At 74.5% G+C, this 5362-nt stretch carries 5 protein-coding genes; 2 read left to right on the top strand and 3 right to left on the bottom strand.

Annotation, left to right across the window (positions count from 1 at the left end; translation table 11 throughout):
• Positions 1–45: 45 nt before the first annotated feature.
• The 3 genes from ACFQ79_RS40095 to ACFQ79_RS40085 all read right to left on the bottom strand — a co-directional run bounded on the left by ACFQ79_RS40095 (position 46) and on the right by ACFQ79_RS40085 (position 2995).
• Positions 46–1104 carry an aldo/keto reductase gene (locus ACFQ79_RS40095; protein ID WP_383593185.1) on the bottom strand — a complete coding sequence of 353 codons (1059 nt, stop codon included), beginning with the start codon at positions 1102–1104 and terminating at the stop codon, positions 46–48.
• Positions 1104–1553, bottom strand: coding sequence for a nitroreductase family deazaflavin-dependent oxidoreductase (locus ACFQ79_RS40090; RefSeq protein WP_383593182.1), 450 nt, complete (start codon positions 1551–1553; stop codon positions 1104–1106). The genes ACFQ79_RS40095 and ACFQ79_RS40090 overlap by 1 nt, the downstream gene beginning before the upstream one ends.
• 65 nt (positions 1554–1618) lie before the next feature.
• Positions 1619–2995, bottom strand: a complete 1377-nt coding sequence (locus tag ACFQ79_RS40085; RefSeq protein WP_383593179.1) for an MFS transporter — start codon at positions 2993–2995, stop codon at positions 1619–1621.
• A gap of 461 nt (positions 2996–3456) precedes the next feature.
• Here ACFQ79_RS40085 and ACFQ79_RS40080 point away from each other — a divergent pair, with 461 nt between their 5' ends.
• Both ACFQ79_RS40080 and ACFQ79_RS40075 read left to right on the top strand, forming a co-directional pair.
• Positions 3457–4035 carry a TetR/AcrR family transcriptional regulator gene (locus tag ACFQ79_RS40080; protein ID WP_383593176.1) on the top strand — a complete coding sequence of 193 codons (579 nt, stop codon included), beginning with the start codon at positions 3457–3459 and terminating at the stop codon, positions 4033–4035.
• A gap of 98 nt (positions 4036–4133) precedes the next feature.
• Positions 4134–5288 carry an acyl-CoA dehydrogenase family protein gene (locus tag ACFQ79_RS40075; protein WP_383593173.1) on the top strand — a complete coding sequence of 385 codons (1155 nt, stop codon included), beginning with the start codon at positions 4134–4136 and terminating at the stop codon, positions 5286–5288.
• The last annotated feature ends 74 nt before the right edge of the window (positions 5289–5362 follow it).

Here is a 5362-nt window from a genome sequence, read left to right as displayed (position 1 = left end):
CCCGCTGGAGAGCGGGTCCGGCCCTTCGCGCGTGACACCGGCGGGTCAGCCGCCGAACAGGTCGTCGGCGACGGCCCGGCGCACCGTGGTGCGGCGGTCGTCCGTCTCCCGCCAGCGGTCCCCGTAGATGGCGTCGGTCATCGCCGGGAAACGGAGGAAGTCGTGCGGGAAGCCGGCCGGGATGCGGCTGGCCTCCTCCAGCTCCGCCAGGTGGGCGGGGTCCAGGGCGACCTCGCAGGCGGCGAGGTTGTCGACGAGCTGGGACTCCTTGGTGGCGCCGATCAGGGGAACGACCGTGCCGGGCCGTGAGCGGAGCCAGGCGAGCGCCACCTGGGCCGGGCTCCAGCCGCCCTCCTTGGCGATCCGTACGACCTTCTCGACGATCTCGTCGCCGGGTCCGCGCCCCTCGCCCCACGGCACGTGGTCGAGCCGGCCGGGCTCGCCTGCCAGGTACTTGCCGGTGAGCCGCCCGTCGGCGAGCGGCCCCCAGGCGAGCACCGGCAGGTCGAAGGCGTGCGCCATGGGGAGCAGTTCGCGCTCCGGGGTGCGCTCCAGGAGGTTGTAGCGGATCTGGAGCCCGGCGAAGGCGGACCAGCCGCGCAGCTCCGCGAGGGTGTTGGCCTGGGCCACCTCCCAGGCCGGCCAGTCGGAGACGCCCACGTAGAGCACCTTGCCGGCGCGGACCTGGTCGTCCAGGGCGCGCATCACCTCGGGGACCGGGGTGAGGGTGTCACGGGCGTGCACCCACAGCAGGTCGACGCGGTCGGTGCCGAGGCGGCGGAGCGAGGCGTCGAGCGAGGCGACCAGGTTCTTGCGGTGGTTGCCCGCTGAGTTGGGGTCGCCCGGCCGCATCTGCATCGTGTACTTGGTGGTCAGGACGAACTCGTCCCGACGGCCGGCCAGCAGCTCGCCGAGGGTGGTCTCGGCGGAGCCGCGGCCGTACTCGTTTGCCGTGTCGAGGACGTTGCCCCCGGCCTCGGCGTACCGGTCGAGGATGCCGGCGAGGGTGGTCCTCGGCAGCTTCCACTCGTCGCCGAAGGTGAGGGTGCCGAGGGCGATCTCCGATATCCGCACCCCGGTCCTGCCCAGCAGTGTGTACCGCATCAGTCCGCCAGGCGCCGCACGGCGACGACCGGGATGCGGCGCTCGGTCTTCGACTGATAGTCGGCGAGGGCCGGGACCTTCTCCGCGGACTCGGCGTAGACCCGGTCGCGTTCGGCGCCCTCGACGACGACGGCGGTGGCCCGGTAGACCTCGGTGCCGGTCTCCACGGTCACCTCGGAGTTGACCAGGACGTTGTGGTACCAGGAGGGGTTCTGGGGGCCGCCGGCGTTGGTGGCGAAGATGAGGGTGCGACCGTCCTCCTCCACGTACATGACGGGGCAGACGCGGCGGCGGCCGCTCTTGGCCCCGGTGTGGGTGAGGAGGACGAGCGGCGCGCCCTCGAACATGCCGCCGACCTTGCCGCCGTTGCTCCGGAACTCCTGCACGACGGGGATGTTGTAGTCACCGGGCTCGCCGGCGACGGGGGTGATCAGCTCTGTGTTCGACATGACGTCTTCCTTTTCAGGAGCTCGCTGGTTCTCGGAGGTTGTGCCACAGAAGACTCGAAGGTGACTCAAGCCGGGGTCTCGACGGGTGTCTTCCCGGCCGGTTCGGGCGCCCGGACCGCCACCAGGACCGTGACGGCCACCCCGGCGACGAGCAGGGTGCCGACCCCGGCGCCGAGCCGGAAGCCGGCGGTGCCGCTGTCGGCGGTGGTCCAGACGAGGGCGCCGAGGGCGGAGCCGAAGGCGACGCCCAGCTGGCGGACGAGGTTGGTGGTGCCGGCCGTCATGCCGAGCCGGTCGGGCGGCGTGTTGCCCATGGCGAGCACCTGGTTCTGGCCGTTGAACAGACCGAACCCGAAGCCCAGGACGGCGAGCCGCCAGGCCAGGGAGGCGGCCCCCGATGAACCGTCGACGGTCAGCATCAGGGCGGCGCCCGCGGTCGTCAGGAGGGCCCCGGTCAGCGCCACGCCCCTGGCTCCGAGCCGGTCGGCGGCCCGGCCGCCGAGGAGACCGGCGACGGCCGTGGAGACGGCCAGCGCGATCAGGGCGAGCCCGGTCGTGCCGGCCGTGACCCCGAGGGTGTCCTGGAGCAGGAACGGCACCATGAACATGATCAGGAAGATGCCGAGATAGGCCATGATCAGGGCCAGATGGGGTCCGAGGACGCCCGGCGACCCGACGAGGCCGCGCACCGCGGCGGACTCCCTCCGCCGGCTCCAGGCGATGACCAGGGGCACCGCGAGCAGGGCCAACTGGCCCCAGGCCGCGCCCCGGTCGACCGCGAAGGTGAGACCGAGGAGTACGGCGACGGCGGCGCCGCCCAGGGTGAGGGCCTCGACCAGCCAGCGGCGCTCGGGCCAGGGCAGGCGCTCCCCCTTGGGGAGTTCGCGGGCGGCCAGGGCGATGACGAGCGCGGCGGCGGGGACGCCGAGGTAGAAGATCCAGGGCCAGTCGGCGTGTTCGACGATCTGGCCGCCGAGGACGGGCCCGGCGAGGCCGCCGAGCGTGCCGAAGAGCATCACGAGGCCGAAGGCGCGGCCGCGCGCCTCGGGCGCGACGGCGACCGTGGCGAGGACCGGGGTCAGCGCCATCATCACGACGGCGAAGCAGCCCTGGGCGACCCGGGCCGCGATGAGCCAGCCGATGCCCGGGGCGAGCCCGCAGGCGACGGAGAAGAGGGCGAAGCCGCCGCACGCCAGGGTGAGGGCGCGCCGCGGGTCCGCCAGGTCGACCCAGCGTCCGGCGCACAGGCTGAGGCCGATGAGCGGGACGGCGTAGGCCAGGGAGACCCACTGGACGATCTCGGTGGTGGTGCCGAGGTCCGAGCGGATGGTGGGCGCGGCGACGCCGACGACGGAGGCGTCGAGCTGGGCGACGAAGACGGCGAGACCCGCGGCCGTCACGAGCCACCAGCGGCTCGGCGCGGGCGCGGCGGGCGTACTCATGGGGCCTCCTCGGGCCTGGCGGTCGGTGGCGGCGGGTGCGGGGGCGGAGCGGGAGCGTACGGACGGGGCACGGCGGGACGCGGAGGCGGTACGACCGACTGCCGGTGTCGGGCGACGGTCGACCGGCGGCCGGTGCCGGGCGACCGACAGCCGGTGTCGGGCGACGGCCGCCTGGCAGTGGTAGCCGGAGGACAGGCAGCCGACAGCGGCTGCCGACGGCTGGCTGCCGATAGCCGACGACCGGCAACCGGCAACCGGCAACCGGACCTCGGGCATCCCCTCGGCCGGCCGGGCCGCCGGTCGGACCGTCGGCCTGACGGGCCGTCCACCGGACCGGACCGACCGCCGGGCCATCCGCCGGACCGCCCGCCTCGAACCGGAGCTCCCTCCGCTTACGAGCCTATACGGAGGCTCCTCCGCTTCACAACTCGAAACGGAGAACTCTCCGATATGCTCGGGCCATGACCGAGCCGACCCCCGAGAGAGCCGACGCAGCCCGCAACCGCCGCAAGATCCTCGACGTCGCCGCCCGCATCGTGGCCGCGGAGGGCGCCGCCGATCTCTCCCTCGACGCCGTGGCCAAGGCCGCCGACGTCGGTGTCGGCACCGTCTACCGCCGCTTCGGCGACCGGGCCGGACTCGTCTTCGCCCTCCTGGAGGACCGCGAGCGCCGGTTCCGCGAGACGCTGTGCGGCCCCCCGCCGCTCGGCCCCGGAGCCCCACCCCTGGAGCGGGCCCGCGCCTTCCTGCACGCCCTCGTCGACCTCGTCGTCGAACAGCGCGAGCTGCTGCTGCTCGCCGAGGCCAGTGCCCCGGCCGCCCGCTACGCGAGCGCTCCGTACGGCGCCCAGCACGCCCACCTCGCCGGGCTCCTCACCGAGCTGGCCCCGGACCGCGACGGCGCCTTCCTCGCCGACGCGCTGCTCGCCCCCTTCACGCCCAGCCTCATCGCGTACCAGCTCGACGAACGGGGCTTCGGCACCGACCGCATCAAGGCCGGCCTCGACGACCTGCTCCGCGGGCTCGCGCCCGCCTCCTGACGCCCCGGCCGCGAATCGATCCCTCCTCGAGCCCTGCGCGACCGCCGCCCGCCACCGTGGGCAGGACTGTGCGCAAGGCCGAAAAGGAGGCATCGACGATGCTGGACAATCTGCCCCCACGCCCGGAGTCGCCCCTCGACACCGGGGTCGCGGTGAGCGCCGTGCGCGCCGCCGAGGTGGCGGGCCGCCGCGCCGCCGAGACCGAGAGCCTGCGGCGGCTCCACCCCGAGGCGATGCGGGCCGTGCTGGACGCCGGCTTCGCCCGCCACTTCGTCCCCGTCGAACACGGCGGCCGGGCCGGGAGCTTCGAGGAGCTGACCCACGCGGTCGTCACCCTCGGCGAGTCGTGCACCGCCACCGCCTGGTGCGCCTCGCTCGCGGCGAACCTCGCCCGGATGGCCGCCTACCTTCCCGCCCAGGGCCGCAAGGACGTGTGGGACGAGGGGCCCGACACCCTCGTCGTCGGCTCCCTCTCCCCCTTCGGAACCGCCCAGCGCGCGCCGGGCGGCTACCGGCTGACCGGCCGCTGGCCGTACATCAGCGGCGTCGACTTCGCGGACTGGGCGCTGCTGTGCGGCACCCTCACCGGCGACGGCGCGCCGGTCCCGCTGGTCTTCGCCGTGCCCCGCGCCGAGTTCGAGGTCATCGAGAGCTGGGACAGCGTCGGCATGAGCGGCACGGGCAGCAACACGGTCGTCGTCGACCGGCTCCTCGTACCGGCGGAGCGCACCTTCCTCCGTGCCGACCTGCTCTCGGGCCGGCCCGCGGACTCCGAGGCCCCCTGTCACACCGTGCCCCTGGAGGCGGCCAACGGCCTCTCCTTCGCCGCCCCGCTGCTCGGCGCGGCCCGTGGCACCCAGCGGGCCTGGACGGAGCACGTGGCGGCGAAGACGGCGGCGCTGGCCGGGCGGACCGGAGCCCCGGGCCCCAGCCGCGCGTCCTACGCCGACACCCTCGCCCGCTCGGTCGCCGAGATCGACTCCGCGCAGCTGCTGCTCGAACGCTGCGCCGCCGTCGCCGACCGGGGGGCCGCGGTGACCCGTCTGGAGCGGACCCGGAACCTGCGCGACTGCGCCTACGCGGTGGAGCTGCTCGTCTCCGCCGTCGACCGGTTCTTCCGTACGGCCGGGACCAGCGGCCAGCTCACCGACCGTCCGATCCAGCGTTTCTGGCGGGACGTCAACTCCGGATCGACGCACATCGCGCTGCAGTTCGAGGCGGCGGCGGGAGCCTACGCGGAGCAGCGGCTGTGAGCAGCACGACCAGCAGGCCCTCTGCTGCGGCGTAGCGGCCCTCCAGCGGCGGCAGCCCCGCGGCGCCCCACAGC

Source organism: Streptomyces sp. NPDC056480, assembly GCF_042795405.1.
Taxonomy (GTDB): domain Bacteria; phylum Actinomycetota; class Actinomycetes; order Streptomycetales; family Streptomycetaceae; genus Streptomyces.
Note: the sequence above shows the minus strand (reverse complement) of the source record. Positions and strands in the feature narration are given on the sequence as shown.

Bases quoted from the DNA above. Each gene is read 5' to 3' on its own strand.
- ACFQ79_RS40095 (WP_383593185.1), bottom strand. From the start codon at position 1,104: ATGCGGTACACACTGCTGGGCAGGACCGGGGTGCGGATATCGGAGATC.
- ACFQ79_RS40090 (WP_383593182.1), bottom strand. From the start codon at position 1,553: ATGTCGAACACAGAGCTGATCACCCCCGTCGCCGGCGAGCCCGGTGAC.
- ACFQ79_RS40085 (WP_383593179.1), bottom strand. From the start codon at position 2,995: ATGAGTACGCCCGCCGCGCCCGCGCCGAGCCGCTGGTGGCTCGTGACG.
- ACFQ79_RS40080 (WP_383593176.1), top strand. From the start codon at position 3,457: ATGACCGAGCCGACCCCCGAGAGAGCCGACGCAGCCCGCAACCGCCGC.
- ACFQ79_RS40075 (WP_383593173.1), top strand. From the start codon at position 4,134: ATGCTGGACAATCTGCCCCCACGCCCGGAGTCGCCCCTCGACACCGGG.